At 60.6% G+C, this 14,239-nt stretch carries 13 protein-coding genes; 2 read left to right on the top strand and 11 right to left on the bottom strand.

Annotated elements, in window-relative coordinates; all coding sequences use genetic code 11:
• Positions 1 to 2: 2 nt before the first annotated feature.
• The 10 genes from ACSQ3G_RS07405 to ACSQ3G_RS07360 form a co-directional block, all read right to left on the bottom strand.
• Positions 3 to 641: an SGNH/GDSL hydrolase family protein gene (locus ACSQ3G_RS07405; RefSeq protein WP_436109546.1), complete on the bottom strand. Its 639-nt coding sequence runs from the start codon at positions 639 to 641 to the stop codon at positions 3 to 5.
• 16 nt (positions 642 to 657) lie between these two features.
• Entirely contained in the window at positions 658 to 1,149 is a 492-nt protein-coding gene (locus tag ACSQ3G_RS07400; protein ID WP_436109545.1) for a hypothetical protein, read from the bottom strand.
• Entirely contained in the window at positions 1,146 to 1,574 is a 429-nt protein-coding gene (locus tag ACSQ3G_RS07395) for a hypothetical protein (RefSeq protein WP_436109544.1), read from the bottom strand. Before ACSQ3G_RS07395 ends, ACSQ3G_RS07400 begins: the two co-directional genes overlap by 4 nt.
• A gap of 3 nt (positions 1,575 to 1,577) precedes the next feature.
• A complete protein-coding gene (locus tag ACSQ3G_RS07390) occupies positions 1,578 to 2,921 on the bottom strand; it encodes a pyruvate dehydrogenase complex dihydrolipoamide acetyltransferase (RefSeq protein ID WP_436109543.1) in 1,344 nt (447 codons plus the stop codon).
• Between the two features lie 15 nt (positions 2,922 to 2,936).
• Positions 2,937 to 4,355, bottom strand: a complete 1,419-nt coding sequence (locus ACSQ3G_RS07385; protein ID WP_436109542.1) for a pyruvate dehydrogenase complex E1 component subunit beta — start codon at positions 4,353 to 4,355, stop codon at positions 2,937 to 2,939.
• An 18-nt stretch (positions 4,356 to 4,373) separates the two neighbouring features.
• Positions 4,374 to 5,444, bottom strand: a complete 1,071-nt coding sequence (gene pdhA / locus ACSQ3G_RS07380; protein WP_436109541.1) for a pyruvate dehydrogenase (acetyl-transferring) E1 component subunit alpha — start codon at positions 5,442 to 5,444, stop codon at positions 4,374 to 4,376.
• Positions 5,445 to 5,638: 194 nt separating this feature from the next.
• Positions 5,639 to 5,956: an FtsB family cell division protein gene (locus ACSQ3G_RS07375; RefSeq protein WP_436109540.1), complete on the bottom strand. Its 318-nt coding sequence runs from the start codon at positions 5,954 to 5,956 to the stop codon at positions 5,639 to 5,641.
• A gap of 162 nt (positions 5,957 to 6,118) precedes the next feature.
• Positions 6,119 to 7,393: a phosphopyruvate hydratase gene (gene eno / locus ACSQ3G_RS07370; protein WP_436109539.1), complete on the bottom strand. Its 1,275-nt coding sequence runs from the start codon at positions 7,391 to 7,393 to the stop codon at positions 6,119 to 6,121.
• A gap of 110 nt (positions 7,394 to 7,503) precedes the next feature.
• On the bottom strand, positions 7,504 to 8,352 hold the full coding sequence (gene kdsA / locus ACSQ3G_RS07365; protein ID WP_436109538.1) for a 3-deoxy-8-phosphooctulonate synthase: 849 nt from the start codon (positions 8,350 to 8,352) through the stop codon (positions 7,504 to 7,506).
• Between the two features lie 4 nt (positions 8,353 to 8,356).
• Positions 8,357 to 9,229: a VOC family protein gene (locus tag ACSQ3G_RS07360; RefSeq protein WP_436109537.1), complete on the bottom strand. Its 873-nt coding sequence runs from the start codon at positions 9,227 to 9,229 to the stop codon at positions 8,357 to 8,359.
• A gap of 200 nt (positions 9,230 to 9,429) precedes the next feature.
• Here ACSQ3G_RS07360 and lexA point away from each other — a divergent pair, with 200 nt between their 5' ends.
• Positions 9,430 to 10,149: a transcriptional repressor LexA gene (gene lexA / locus ACSQ3G_RS07355; protein ID WP_105401256.1), complete on the top strand. Its 720-nt coding sequence runs from the start codon at positions 9,430 to 9,432 to the stop codon at positions 10,147 to 10,149.
• On the opposite strand, the gene ACSQ3G_RS07350 is transcribed toward lexA, so the two are convergent.
• Positions 10,130 to 12,637: a ComEC/Rec2 family competence protein gene (locus tag ACSQ3G_RS07350; protein ID WP_436109536.1), complete on the bottom strand. Its 2,508-nt coding sequence runs from the start codon at positions 12,635 to 12,637 to the stop codon at positions 10,130 to 10,132. The genes lexA and ACSQ3G_RS07350 overlap by 20 nt on opposite strands.
• Before the next feature lie 287 nt (positions 12,638 to 12,924).
• On the opposite strand from ACSQ3G_RS07350, the gene gltA reads away from it, so the two are divergent.
• A complete protein-coding gene (gene gltA / locus ACSQ3G_RS07345; RefSeq protein WP_046637704.1) occupies positions 12,925 to 14,214 on the top strand; it encodes a citrate synthase in 1,290 nt (429 codons plus the stop codon).
• The last annotated feature ends 25 nt before the right edge of the window (positions 14,215 to 14,239 follow it).

The following is a 14,239-nucleotide window of genomic DNA, read 5'->3' as shown; positions in this document are numbered from 1 at the left end:
CATCATAGCCCCAGCATCATTCGCGCGATGGGTTCGAGGCCGCGTCCGATGGCACGGGTATTGTCGGCATCGAGGTGCACGCCATCGACCGGCGTTGCCTTGGCGACGGATCCTGCATCAAAGAAGCCGCAACCCATCTCATCGGCGAGATCGCGATAAAGCGAAGCGAGCATTTCCGACTGCTCGATGCCGCCCCTGAACAGCGCGCCGGTCAGCGGATTTGCGGTTTCGCAGAGCGGCGGCGGCGCGACGATGAGAATTTCCGGCGTCTCGCATTCGCGTCCCCAATCATGGAAGCGAACGAGGCTGACCAGCTTTTTCACGCCTGCCCGGGCGCCGATCGCCGTGCCATGGATAATCGGCTTCAGGTCGTTGGTGCCGAGCATGATAATCACCAGCTCGAGCGGACCATGGCTATGAAGCGCGGTCGGCAGCAGCCGCGCGCCGTTGCGGTCGCAATCGGCAAGCCCGTCGTCATAGGCCGTGGTGCGGCCGCCGAGACCTTCGGCAACCACGTTGACCGACGACCCGAGCGCCGCCTGAAGCACGCTCGGCCAGCGGTCTTCGAAGGCATGGCGGCCACCGGTCGCGGCATCGGTGCCCCAGGTCAGTGAATCGCCATAGCAGAGAACGGTTTTCATGGACAAATTACCTCGACTAGAATTTATCCAAGTTCAAGTGACTAAGAGCCTTCTTCAGCCCATCTAAATCATCCCTGATGCGTGCCGAAAGAGCATTCCTTCGATCTAGGAATGGTTGCATTCTCTCAAGGCTAGAGCGCACTTCAGCAATGTGCTTGTTTGACACTTTAGAGGACTTATTGTCCAATATGTCACCGACCTCCTTCAAGGCAGAACTGACATTGTCAAGGCGATTACCATCAGATACCACAACATCAGAGACGCGCTCCAATATCTCACCAATGAGCTGTTCATCTCGAAACACCACATCGTCGGGATCTAATTCAGCCTTGCGCCGGAGTTCCGATAGCTCATCACTTGCTTTCTCTAAGGCCTCAATTTTCCCCAGTTCCGAATTAGCTATAGCGTAACGACGAAAAACACGGCTTGCGCGCAAGAATGTGACCGAGCTAATCAGGCCAACAACTATACTTATTAATTCCGGAATTATACCTACTGGGAAACTCATATGTATTTCTCCAGCATTCTTTTAGTTTTCAGGTGAAGCGAGGCCGCCAATACGATCATCACTACGTTTAGCGCTATCTCCCAAAAATCCGTCCGATAAGCAGCATTCGACGTCTTATTTATGTTGAGCACGAACGTCGTAAAATACATCAACAACATAAGCGTCATAAAAATGATATGAAGGACTATTGCAGATCTATCTCGCTCAGTAAAATTTGAGTTCTTAAGCTCAAGAGAAATATCGAAACACTCAATCAATGAGGTCAAACAAAGAGACGCCGCAATAAAAGTGATTGAGGGCAAAACAGGCGTATACTGAGCGAAATCTAATAGATCTCGCCCAGCAACGACCAAGCCTATTGGCAAGCCCAAAAAACTTGCCAATACGCCAAAAGCCCATATTTGCTCTTTAGCAGTCAGCTTCACCGTCTACACCAGCATCGCCATCGGGTTTTCGATGTAGCGCTTGAAGGCGGACGCGAGTTCCGCACCGAGCGCGCCGTCGATGACGCGGTGGTCGAAGGCGAAGGTTGCCGTCATCACCGTGCCTACCTTGATCTCGCCGTTCTTCACGATCGGCTTCTCGACGCCTGCTCCGATCGAGACGATCGAAGCCTGCGGCAGGTTGACGATAGAGGTGAAGTTGGAGACGCCGAACATGCCGAGGTTGGACACGGATGTCGTGCCGCCCTGGTATTCTTCCGGCTTCAGCTTCTTGTCGCGGGCACGCCTGGCGAGATCCTTCACCTCGTTGGAGATGGCGGACAGCGTCTTCGTTTCAGCCTTGCGGACGATCGGGGTGATCAGCCCATCGGGGATGGATACGGCCACGCCGACGTCTGCATGCTTGTGCAGCACGCGGGCCGTCGAGGTCCAGGAAGCATTCGCCATCGGGACATCGCGCAGCGCGAGCGCCATTGCCTTGATGATGAAGTCGTTGACCGACAGCTTGAAGGCCGGAACCTCGCCCTTGTCGGTCTTCTTCATCGGCGAAGACTTGTTGATCTCGGCGCGCAGCTTCATCAGCGCGTCGAGTTCGCAATCCATCGAGACGAAATAAGACGGAACCGTCTGGCTCGACTCGGTGAGGCGCGAGGCGATCGTCTTGCGCATGCCGTCATGCGGCAGAAGTTCGTACGAACCCTCGGGGAAAAGCTTCAGGACGGTATCGTCGGCCGGACCCTTGGCGATCGCCGGTGCGGCAGCAGCCTGTGGAGCGGCGGCCGGCGCAGGCTTGGCACCACCGGAAGCGACAGCCTTTTCGATATCGGCCTTGACGACACGGCCGTGCGGGCCGGAACCCGACACGGCGGAAAGGTCGAGGCCGGCTTCCTTGGCGAGGCGACGGGCGAGCGGCGAAGAAAAGGGCCTTGCACCACCCGAAGACGCCGGAGCCGAAGCTGCGGCTGCAGGCGCCGGTTCGGACGCCTTTTGAGCCGGAGCGGCTTCCGCCTTCGGTGCGGGTGCAGCCTCGGCCTTCGGAGCCGGAGAAGCGCCACCGCCCGAAGAGGCGGCAGCCGAGACATCCTCGCCGTCGGCGGCAAGAATGGCGATCAGAGCGTTGACCTTGACGCCTTCGGTACCGGCCGCAACGACGAGCTTGGCAACGGTGCCCTCATCGACGGATTCGACTTCCATGGTCGCCTTGTCGGTCTCGATCTCGGCGAGCACGTCGCCCGACTTGACCTTGTCGCCTTCCTTGACCAGCCACTTGGAAAGATTGCCCTCTTCCATGGTCGGCGAAAGGGCAGGCATGGTGATGTTGATCGGCATCGAAACATCCTCCCCTTATCTGTAGCAGACGGTTTTCACCGCCTGGACGACTTCGCCGACATTCGGCAGCGCCAGCTTTTCGAGATTGGCCGCATAAGGCATCGGAACGTCCTTGCCGGCGATCGTCAGGATCGGCGCATCGAGATAATCGAAGGCCTGCTGCATGACGCGGGTGGCGATTTCCGTACCGATCGAGTTCTGCGGATAACCTTCCTCGACGGTGACGAGGCGGCCGGTCTTCTTGACCGACTCGATAACGGTCGGCAGGTCCATCGGGCGCAGCGTGCGCAGATCGATCAACTCGACGTCGATGCCTTCCTTTTCCAGTTCGGCGACCGCCTTCATGGCATAGGTCATGCCGATGCCGAAGGAAACGATGGTGACGTCGTTACCCTTGCGGTGGATGCGCGCCTTGCCGATCGGCAGGACGAAATCATCGAGCTTCGGCACTTCGAACTGGTGACCGTAGAGGATTTCGTTTTCCAGGAAGACGACCGGGTTCGGATCGCGGATGGCGGCCTTCAGCAGGCCCTTGGCGTCGGCAGCCGTGTAGGGCATGACGACCTTGAGGCCCGGGATCTGGCTGTACCACGTGGCATAGTCCTGGCTGTGCTGCGCGCCGACGCGGGCGGCGGCACCGTTCGGGCCACGAAACACGATCGGCGCACCCATCTGGCCGCCGGACATGTAAAGCGTCTTGGCCGCCGAATTGATGATCTGGTCGATCGCCTGCATGGCGAAGTTGAAGGTCATGAATTCGACGATCGGCTTCAGGCCCGCCATGGCGGCACCGACGCCGACGCCGGCAAAGCCGTGTTCGGTGATCGGGGTATCGACCACGCGGCGGGGTCCGAATTCCTGCAGCAGGCCTTGGGTGATCTTGTAGGCACCTTGGTATTCGGCGACTTCCTCACCCATGACGAAAACGTTCTCGTCGCGGCGCATTTCTTCGGCCATCGCGTCGCGAAGCGCTTCGCGAACGGTGGTCATGACCATTTCGGTGCCAGCCGGGATATCCGGATCGGCGGCAGCCTCGGCCCTGGGCTGGGCCGGGACCTTGGCCGCGGCAGGCGTCTCTTCACTTGCTTCGCGAGCCTTGCCGCCTGCGGCGTCGGACGTTGCAGCCGGCGTATCCGCGTCAGCCTTGGCAGGTGCCGCCGGCTTTTCCGCGCTCATCGCATCGGCGCTTTCGCCATCTTGCAGGAGCACGGCAATCTTGGTGTTGACCTTGACGTTTTCGGTGCCGGCGGCGATCAGCAGCTTGCCGATCACGCCTTCATCGACGGCTTCCACTTCCATGGTCGCCTTGTCGGTCTCGATTTCAGCGATGACATCGCCGGACGTGACCTTGTCGCCTTCTTGCTTCAGCCATTTGGAAAGCGTGCCTTCCTCCATGGTCGGAGAAAGCGCGGGCATCAGGATATCGATTGGCATTGGGTTCCCTCCCCGCGATCAGAGCAGAATGTCGGTGTAGAGCTCGGACGGATCCGGCTCCGGATCGGCCTGGGCGAAATCGGCGCTATCCGAAACGACGTCGCGGATATCCTTGTCGATCGCCTTCAGCTCGTCCTCGGTGGCCCAGCCCTTTTCGATGAGGCGCAGGCGCACCTGCTCGATCGGGTCGTGCTCGGAGCGCATCTTCTGGACTTCGTCCTTGGAGCGATATTTCGCCGGGTCGGACATGGAGTGGCCGCGATAACGGTAGGTGAGCATTTCGAGAATGATCGGGCCCTTGCCGGAGCGGCAGTGCTCGAGCGCCTCGTCGCCGGCGGCCTTCACGGCGCGAACGTCCATGCCGTCGACCTGGATGCCGGGGATGCCGAAGCCGGAACCACGCAGCGAGTAGTTCGACTGCGCCGTCGCACGGGCCGTCGAGGTGCCCATCGCATAACGGTTGTTCTCGACGATATAGACGATCGGCAGCTTCCAGAGGGCCGCCATGTTGAAGCTCTCGTAGACCTGGCCCTGGTTGGCCGCGCCATCGCCGAAATAGGCGACCGAGACGCTGTCATTACCACGATACCTGTTGGCGAAGGCGAGACCGGTTCCGAGCGAAACCTGGGCGCCGACAATGCCGTGGCCGCCGTAGAAATGCTTCTCCTTGGAGAACATGTGCATCGAGCCGCCCTTCCCTCGGGAATAGCCGCCCTTGCGCCCGGTGAGCTCGGCCATGACGCCACGCGCGCTCATGCCGGTTGCCAGCATATGCCCATGGTCGCGATAGGCGGTGATAACCTGGTCACCCTCCTGCTGCGCCATCTGCATGCCGACGACGACAGCTTCCTGGCCGATATAGAGGTGACAGAAACCACCGATGAAGCCCATGCCGTAGAGCTGGCCGGCCTTTTCCTCGAAACGGCGGATCATCAGCATTTCACGATAGGCGTGAAGATCCTGATCCTTGCCGAAATCCGGGGTGTTCTTGCCCGTAAACTCCTTGGCGGAGGCATTCGAGGCTGATTTGATTGCAGACTTTGCCGCTGGTTTGCGGCCGGATACAGACGCGGTCTTGGTCGGCGCCATTCATCCCTCCCTTTGAGTTCTGCGTTGAGAGCGAGATTACGCCCTGACGTGTATCGCCAGATTCCCACTCTGGTGTCGGGGCGTACCATAGGCAAGAAAAGCTGCCCCAGCAATGCCATAAATGCATGGCTCACATTCCGCACAACCTCTTGAAAAGGTTATAGAAATGTAAAATTAACCGAAATCTGGTTAATTTAGAAGTAGTTGTTGAAGATGACGATTTCGTCGCCGCGGGAAATATTCAGCTGATAGCGGGCGATCTCGTCCAGCATGTCCTTGTCGAGCGAACCGTCGCTCATCAGCTGAACCTGCCGCTCCAGCGTTTCGCGCCGGGCGGTCAGCTTGGCGAGTTCGCCTGCACGCGCCTCCCGCTGACGTTCGAATTCCTCCGTGGCGATCAGACCGAGATCGCCATGGATGGAATGATAACCGAAGTAGGACAGAAACGCGACTGTGATGGCGGGAAGGACAAAACGGCCGAATTTTCTTTTCTTATGATGCTTTGTCCACATGCCGCTCTAACGCCTTGCCACGCCTACGGGATCTCAAATCAGATCCGAAACAGAGCTTCAAATTCGCAGAACTTGCTTAAGCAATCGTTGACCAGAATCATGACGCGAAAAAGCCCGCGCTTTTGGCGCGGGCTTTCACGGCAAATTTCGGATCGAAAAGCCTTAGGCTTTCAGGATGCCGCGGCCGGCATAAACGGCCTGCGGGCCCAGCATTTCCTCGATGCGGATGAGCTGGTTGTATTTGGCCAGCCGGTCGGAACGCGACAGCGAGCCGGTCTTGATCTGTCCGCAATTGGTGGCGACGGCCAGATCGGCGATGGTCGAATCTTCCGTTTCGCCCGAGCGGTGCGACATGACGGCGGTATAGCTCGCCTTGTGTGCCGTCTCGACGGCATCGAGCGTTTCCGACAGCGAGCCGATCTGGTTGACCTTGACGAGGATGGAGTTGGCGACGCCCATCTTGATGCCGTCGCGCAGGCGCGCCGAGTTGGTGACGAACAGGTCGTCGCCGACGAGCTGGCACTTGGCGCCGATCTTGTCGGTCAGGTACTTCCAGCCGGCCCAATCGTCTTCAGCCATGCCGTCTTCGATCGAAATGATCGGGTACTTGGCTGCAAGCTCGGCCAGGTAATCGGCCATGGCTTCCGGCTCGAGCGTGCGGCCCTCGCCTTCCATTTCGTACTTGCCGTTCTTGAAGAATTCGGTCGAGGCGCAATCGAGCGCCAGGCAGACATCGTCGCAGGGTGTGTAACCGGCCTTCTCGACCGATTTCATGATGAAGTCGAGGGCTTCCGACGCGCTCTTCAGGCCCGGCGCGAAACCGCCTTCGTCGCCGACATTGGTATTGTGACCCTGGGCCGCAAGTTCCTTCTTGAGGACATGGAAGATCTCCGAGCCCATGCGCACGGCGTCCTTCAGCGTATCGGCGCCGACCGGCATGACCATGAATTCCTGGAAGTCGATCGGGTTGTCGGCATGGGCGCCGCCGTTGATGATGTTCATCATCGGCACCGGCAGGACATGGGCGTTGGGGCCGCCGACATAACGGTAGAGCGGCAGGCCGGACGTTTCGGCGGCAGCCTTGGCAACGGCGAGCGAGACGCCAAGAATGGCATTGGCGCCGAGGCGCGACTTGTTCGGCGTGCCGTCGAGCGCGATCATCGTCTTGTCGATATGGATCTGGCTTTCGGCATCGAAACCGCCGATCGCATCGAAGATCTCGGTGTTGACGGCTTCGACCGCCTTTTCGACGCCCTTGCCGTGATAGCGCTTGCCGCCGTCACGCAGTTCAACGGCTTCATGGGCGCCGGTGGAGGCGCCCGACGGAACGGCCGCGCGGCCCATCGAACCGTCTTCCAGATAGACATCGACCTCGACGGTCGGATTGCCGCGGCTGTCGAGAATTTCGCGGGCGATGATATCGGTGATGGCGGTCAAGGGTCTCTCCCTGGGTTTGGACTTGACGTCACGAGGTCACTGAAAATGTCTCATAATCAATGACACGAAAATTACAATCGAAGCAGTTTGCGCGCTTTTTGTGGGCGGGCTCAAGCCGCCTTGGCGACGGCATCGAGCGCGAGCAGCTTTTCGAGCAGCCGCGGCATGTCCTTCAGATGCACCATGTTGGGGCCGTCCGAGGGCGCGTTGTCCGGATCCTCGTGGGTTTCCAGAAAGACGCCGGCAACACCGACCGCGACGGCTGCGCGCGCCAGCACCGGCACCATGGTGCGGTCGCCGCCGGTCGAAGCGCCCTGCCCGCCCGGCTGCTGCACCGAATGCGTCGCATCAAAGATGACCGGAGCGCCGAGCGACGCCATGATCGGCAGCGAGCGCATGTCGGAGACGAGCGTGTTGTAGCCGAAGGAAGCGCCGCGCTCACAGAGCAGCACGTTCGGATTGCCGCTCTGGGTGAACTTGGCAAGCACGTTCTTCATGTCCCAGGGCGCCAGGAACTGGCCCTTCTTGACGTTGATGACGCGGCCGGTCTTGGCGGCTGCGACAAGCAGGTCCGTCTGGCGGGAGAGGAAAGCCGGTATCTGCAGGATGTCGACCGTCTCGGCAACGACGGCGCATTGCTCTTCCGTGTGAATGTCGGTCAGGACCGGAAAGCCGAACTCCTTTTTGAGGTCGGCAAAGATTTCCATGGCGGTTTCGAGCCCGATGCCGCGCTTGCCGGAAATCGACGTGCGGTTGGCCTTGTCGTAGGAAGACTTGTAGACGAGGCCGATACCGAGCTTGGCACAGAGTTCCTTGAGCGCGCCTGCCATCATGAAGGCGTGGTCGCGGCTTTCCATCTGGCATGGGCCGGCGATCAGCGACAGTTTTGCGTCCTGCGCGAAAACCACCTTGCCGTCTCCCTCGCCGACGGAGACGCTGGAATTTGCGGTAACTTCCATGAACCTATTCCTCGAAGCCGAACAAAACACCCTGGCCGGGCGCCGCCGAGACGAGAACACGGCCCTCCCGGCGGACGAATGCGACGTCATTAGCAGCAAGGGTGATCTCTGTCACGGCAAGATCGGCCGTCTTGAAGATGATCACCCGGCCGCGCAGCCCCTCGGCACCCGGCGTCGACGGCAGGGCGAATTCCGCCTCGAGTTCGTGATCCTGCAGGATGCGAATGCGGGCATTGGCCGCGGCAAGCTCGAGCGAAACAGCCTCCGGCTTGGCCTTCGTCATCAGCACCTGCTCGGCCAGGGGTGCGAAATCGGAGGGCGCCGATGCCGACAGAATGATCTTGCTCAGCCCCATGACCGCATTGGAATGGTGCTCCAGTTCGCCGCGATCGGCCGGCAGGGGATTGATCCGCTGGCAGGAAAACATCAGGAAGTCGGGCGCCCGGTCATCACCCGCAAAAGCCAGCCGGAAGCTCGCCTGGGTTTCGGAACCGTCGGCCAAGGTCATCCCGCGGGAGAATTCCAGCACGTCGCCTGCCGAAACGCCACGCATCTTGAAACGCGCGTGATCGGCCATCGCGTCACGGGTCGCCACAACGAGAGCGGAAAAACCCTGCCTGTCGCGTGCCTTGCGGAAGGCCAGATCGCGTGCGGTAAAAACGTTGCCGCGTTTGGCGGCCGCGCTTGCATGACGGCGATTGGCAAGAGCCAGCGGCTCCAGGTAGCTGCCATCCGAGAAGAACACACAAGCATTGGCTGTGCCGAAAGGATGAAAAGCATCGGGCGCAACTGTAAAACCAAGCTTCGTGAGCCGGGAACGCGCAGCGGTAAGTCCCGCCACCGGCAGCACGAGATGATCGATTGGTCTTGCGTTCACGCGAGGGCCCCCGGAATTGGAATCGCAAAGCTACTTTGGCAGCGGGCTCGCGCCGCGCAAGTGGTGTGGCTCGAGATATCTGGCACGCATCTATGAAGAAAAAATCATCATACTTCACAGAAATTTAGGGACTTGCAGAACACATATGGAACATATAGTGTCCGTTCTGGATTTGTTTCCGACTCTGAGGGTGCCAAAAGATGCTCACGCGCAAACAACAGGAATTGCTTCTGTTCATTCACGAACGCATGAAGGAATCCGGCATCCCGCCGTCATTCGATGAAATGAAGGATGCTCTCGACCTCGCGTCCAAGTCAGGCATCCACCGCCTGATCACCGCGCTCGAGGAGCGCGGCTTCATCCGCCGCCTGCCGAACCGGGCCCGGGCGCTCGAAGTCATCAAGCTGCCGGAAGCCTACTCACCGAGCATGCAGCCACGGCGCGGTTTTTCGCCGAGCGTCATCGAGGGCAGCCTCGGCAAACCGCAGCCGGTCGCGGCGCCTCAGAAACCCGCCGCCAACGACGATTCGCCGAACGCCACGACAGTTCCGGTCATGGGCCGCATCGCTGCCGGCGTGCCGATCTCGGCGATCCAGAACAACACGCATGACATCGCCGTGCCGGCCGAGATGCTCGGTTCCGGCGAACATTATGCGCTCGAGGTCAAGGGCGATTCGATGATCGAGGCCGGCATTCTCGACGGCGATACCGTGATCATCCGCAACAGCAATACGGCCAATCCGGGCGATATCGTCGTGGCGCTGGTGGACGACGAGGAAGCGACGCTGAAACGCTTCCGCCGCCGCGGTGCCTCCATCGCCCTCGAAGCCGCCAACCCAGCCTACGAGACCCGCATCTTTGGGCCGGACCGGGTGAAGATCCAGGGCAAGCTCGTCGGCCTCATCCGCCGGTATCACTGATCATCTGCCGGAGCGGTTCCGGCAATGACCCATCGAAACCCTGGCTTCGCCAATCATAGTGGCGGTGCCTGCTCCAGGGACGGTCTGCGCCCGCCATGGCGGCACGGATCTGCCAGCGCCGAATGTCGGTCGCGCCGTTGAGGGAAATCTCCAGCGCACCCGCCTTGCGAAGCATGGCACCATTGATCATCAGGGCGCCGGACCGGCATTGGTCGAAGCGGGCGCGCGGCGCAATGACAAGACTGGCGGCGTCGCAGGCGGCACCCGCATAACGGCCGTCCTCGACAGCGATAACGATGCCCTTGCCGGTGCTTGCCGCACACCAGGCCGTCGGCTCGCAGGTGAAGCGGCCGGCAGGCGCCTGTTTTATCCTCGACTTTGCCGTTTCCAGTTGCTGCGGGGTCAATTCGCGGCGCTCGTTGGTTTTCGCGCCGGGTGGCCTGTCGTCGGGCGGCTTGTCCCTGGATGGCGACATTTCAGGCTTGGTGGGATCACCGAGCAGAAGCGCCCTCTTCCATTGGCCGTAGACGAAGTCGGGCGGGCGGGCGCGATTGGTGGCGACCCCTTTCCCGTCTACAAATGCGACCATCGTCCCGTCTTCCGAGATCAGGATATCCGGCAGGGGCATCGACCGCTCATGCCAGGAAAGCAGCAGAGCGGTCACCATCAGCGGCAGGCCTATCAGTCTCAGTCTCGTCCTCATGAGCGTCAACAGCAGGAAACCTGCCGTCGAGACGGCGAGGAACCAGGGATGTTGTCGCCCTATGCCGACATCGCCGCCCCAGGCGGCGACGTGTTTGGCAATTGCAATCACCCACCCCAGGCCGAGGCCCATGAGCTTCATGAAGGGCGCATCGAGGCCGAACGGCATCAGCAGCATGCCGGCCAGCCCTGCCGGCATGACCACGAAGGAGATGATCGGCATGGCGGCGAGGTTGGCGACAAGGCCGTAGGTGGCGATACGGTGGAAATGCTCGACCGAGAACATGGCGGTCGAGATGCCGCCGATCAGCGAGGTCACGAAGATGCCGGCCGCGAAATTCCAGGATGCCAGCACCGGAGTCACCATAGGGCGACGGAATGGCAGAGGTTCGGGATCGCGGCGCTTCGCCCTGTGTTTCCAGAGTGCGTAGCCGGCGACCAGGGCGGCGGTGGCGGCAAACGACATCTGGAAGCTCGGCCCCAGTATTTCCGAGGGCGACATGGCGATGATGACCAGGGCGGACAGCGCGACATTGCGCAGGCTGATCGATGGCCGATCGAAAAGCACCGCGACCAGCATGATCGCCATCATGATATAGGCCCGCTCGGCGGAAACGCCGAAACCGGAGATCAGGTAATAGGCCGTCGCCATCATCAGCGCGCCGAGTGCGGCGATCTTCTTGACCGGATAGGCCTGGGCGAAGCCCGTGAAGACGGAAAGCACGGTGCGCGCGCCGACAAAGAAGATGCCGGCTGCGAGCGCCATGTTGAGCCCGGAAATGGCGACGATATGGGCGAGGCCCGACAGGCGCAGCGCCTCGGTGGTGTCTTCGGAAATCGCCCGGCGCTCGTCGGTGACGATCGCCGCGGCAAAGGCGCCGGGATCTCCGGGCACGGTCTCCCGGATACGGGTTGCGATCGCGCTGCGCAGATCGAAAAGCTGGGTTTCGACGTTCGCAATCCAGCTCCGGGTTGAAGGGGGAGCAGCCTGCTTTTTCGGCGCTCCATAGAAAAATCCAACCGCGCCGATGCCGTCGAAATAGGAAGAAAAGGCAAAGTCGTTGAGGCCCGGCAGGGCGGGTCCCGACGGGGGTGAAATGCGGGCTCGACCGCTGATCGTCTCGCCAGTTTGGGCGGGCTCATGGCGAGACCTTGCCAGCAGGGATACACGCTGCGGTGGGCGCCTGACTTGCGGATTGGAGGTCCGCTCGATGCGGACGATATAACGCCATCGCCCTTGAGCGTCGCTCTCCCTGCGCTCGACCACACCGATGAGCTCGGTCGTCACCGGCGTATCGAGAATGACGGTGGCTTGCCTCCAGGCCTCCAACTGCGCCAGCATCATGCCTGCGAGAAAGAGTGCGAGAGCGAGCGGCAACAGGTGCGTGGCACCGGACCGGTAGCGCGAGACGATCACAAATATCGCGCAGACGCAAAAGAGGAAGAAATACGGCCAGAAAGCCGGGGTCTGCGGCAGCGCAAACCAGTAGGCGGCCCCTGCCCCGACGACAACAGGCAGAAAAAGGAAGCCATGGCCATAGACCGCCTCCTCCTCCAGCATGACCGGGAGACGGCGGCGCAGCCGGTCAAGGCGTCGGATCGTCGAGCGGCGAAAGGACCCGCCTGACGTGTGAACCGGCGGGCTGCGTTCGATCGCGGGAAAAAGCTCGGCCAGATCCCGGACCTTGACCGAGTCGGATGCGCCTCCGTTTATGCGGAGATCCGGCGGCCGGGATATCAGCTTCCCTGCCTCGGCACGCGTCGGAAATGCATTTTCCTCCGGCATGAAACGCTCTGTTCGCCCCACCGCCAGACATGCGGCAATGCAACCTGCGCGTTTCCTCCCCGGCCGTCAACCGACGGTTAAATATCGGGAATTCCGAAGCGTGAAATAGGCCTGCAACAAGAAGTTGGACATCCAAGCAAACGCCGCTGCCCAATAATTTTTCGCGCTGCACAAAATGCCGTCACGACAGCTTGGCATCAGCTTTCGGATCATATAGCTAAACTGTGGACGCTTAATTCTTGTGGCGCTTTTTGGGCGCCATGCCGCCAAAAGGTTGGAGGATCAGCATGACGGATACAAGCGCAAATCTGGTAATCGGTGACAGAAAAGTCGATCTGCCGGTCAAGTCGGGCACCATCGGTCCGGACGTGGTCGATATCGGCGCTCTTTACAAACACACCGGCACCTTCACCTACGACCCGGGCTTCACCTCGACGGCGTCTTGCGAATCCAAGATCACCTATATCGACGGCGACGCGGGCATCCTGCTGCATCGCGGTTATCCGATCGAACAGCTGGCCGAGCATGGCGACTTCCTGGAAACCTGCTATCTGCTGCTTTACGGGGAACTGCCGACCGCTGCGCAGAAGAAGGACTTCGACTATCGCGTGACCCATCACACGATGGTGCATGAGCAGATGAGCCGCTTCTTCACCGGCTTCCGCCGCGACGCCCATCCGATGGCGGTCATGTGCGGCTGCGTCGGGGCACTGTCCGCCTTCTATCACGACTCGACCGACATCACCGATCCGCACCAGCGCATGGTCGCTTCGCTGCGCATGATCGCCAAGATGCCGACGCTTGCCGCGATGGCCTATAAGTACCACATCGGCCAGCCCTTCGTTTATCCGCAGAACAACCTGGACTATGCGTCGAACTTCCTGCGCATGTGCTTTGCCGTTCCGTGCGAAGAGTATGTGGTCAACCCGGTGCTGTCGCGCGCCATGGACCGCATCTTCATCCTGCATGCCGACCACGAACAGAACGCTTCGACCTCGACGGTCCGCCTCGCCGGTTCCTCGGGCGCCAACCCGTTCGCCTGCATCGCGGCCGGCATTGCCTGCCTCTGGGGCCCGGCCCACGGCGGCGCCAACGAAGCAGCGCTCAACATGCTGACGGAAATCGGCTCGGTCGACAAAATCCCGGAATACATCGCCCGCGCCAAGGACAAGAACGATCCGTTCCGCCTGATGGGCTTCGGTCATCGCGTCTACAAGAACTACGATCCGCGCGCCAAGATCATGCAGAAGACCACGCATGAAGTGCTCGGCGAACTCGGCCACAAGGACGATCCGCTCCTGCAGGTGGCGATGGAACTCGAGCGCATCGCGCTCACCGACGAGTATTTCATCGAGAAGAAGCTCTACCCGAATATCGACTTCTATTCGGGCATCACGCTGAAGGCGATGGGCTTCCCCACCACCATGTTCACCGTGCTCTTCGCTCTTGCCCGTACCGTCGGCTGGATCGCCCAGTGGGCCGAAATGATCGAAGATCCGCAGCAGCGCATCGGCCGCCCGCGTCAGCTCTATACCGGCGAAGCGCAGCGGGACTACATCCCGGTTTCCAAGCGTTAATCCGCAAGCGACACCCAACAAAAAA

Source organism: Neorhizobium tomejilense, assembly GCF_964254135.1.
Taxonomy (GTDB): Bacteria; Pseudomonadota; Alphaproteobacteria; order Rhizobiales; family Rhizobiaceae; genus Neorhizobium; species Neorhizobium tomejilense.
The sequence above is the reverse complement of the archived record's forward strand: the minus strand, read 5'-3'. Positions and strand labels throughout refer to the sequence as shown.